The organism is Mesorhizobium sp. M1403, assembly GCF_040317695.1.
In the GTDB taxonomy this organism is placed as follows: domain Bacteria; phylum Pseudomonadota; class Alphaproteobacteria; order Rhizobiales; family Rhizobiaceae; genus Mesorhizobium.
This window is the reverse complement of sequence record NZ_JAMYKY010000096.1, coordinates 1-756: the sequence shown is the minus strand read 5'-3', so window position 1 is coordinate 756 and position 756 is coordinate 1. Positions and strand designations below refer to the sequence as shown.

Here is a 756-nt window from a genome sequence, read left to right as displayed (position 1 = left end):
CCTGCAGCAGGCGCGCTATGAGGCATCGCTCGCCGAGCGCCGCTATGCCGCTTGCGACCCGGAGAACCGGCTTATTGCGGCCCAGCTCGAGAGGAGTTGGGAAGCCACGCTCAAGCGCATGGAGACCTGCGAGGCCCGGCTGAGCGAAGTCCAGCGTGTGGAGCCTGTCGACGCGGTTCCGGACTTCACGGGCCTCGCCCAGGATCTCGAGGCCACCTGGAATGCGCCTGGTGTCGACATGCGCTGTCGTCAGCAACTGCTGCGCGCGCTCATCAAGGACATCGTGGCGGATGTCGATGACGATGCGCGCGACGTGATCTTGACCATCCACTGGCATGGAGGCCAGCACTCGCAGGTACGGGTTCGCAAGCCCAAATCCGGAGAGCATGGCCAGCGTACGCCTGAGGAGGCTCTGGCGATCATGCGATCCATGGTAACCCGATGGTCGGATGCCGAAATCGCTGCCACACTCAACCGCATGGGCATGCAGACCGGTCAGGGAAAGACCTGGACCGCGCGTCGCGTCCAATCGCTGCGCACGGTGCACAAGATCAGCGGCTATCGCTCTTCCGACAAGAACGGCGAATGGCTTACCATGTCGGACGCGGCCGCGAAGCTCGGCGTGTCGCACGTCAAAATCCGCCGTTTCGTCAGGGACGGCATATTGCCAGCCGAACAGGTCATGCGCGGTGCGCCCTACCAGATCCGCGCTAGCGACCTTGAAGATGAACGGATCAAGGCCGATTTGGCGCGCAA

The 756-nt window shown here is 63.5% G+C and carries 1 protein-coding gene; it reads left to right on the top strand.

Features of this window, described 5'->3' with window-relative positions; genetic code table 11:
• Window positions 1-756 (top strand): helix-turn-helix domain-containing protein (locus NKH01_RS35185; RefSeq protein ID WP_353024748.1); only part of this gene is annotated, 756 nt, incomplete at both ends.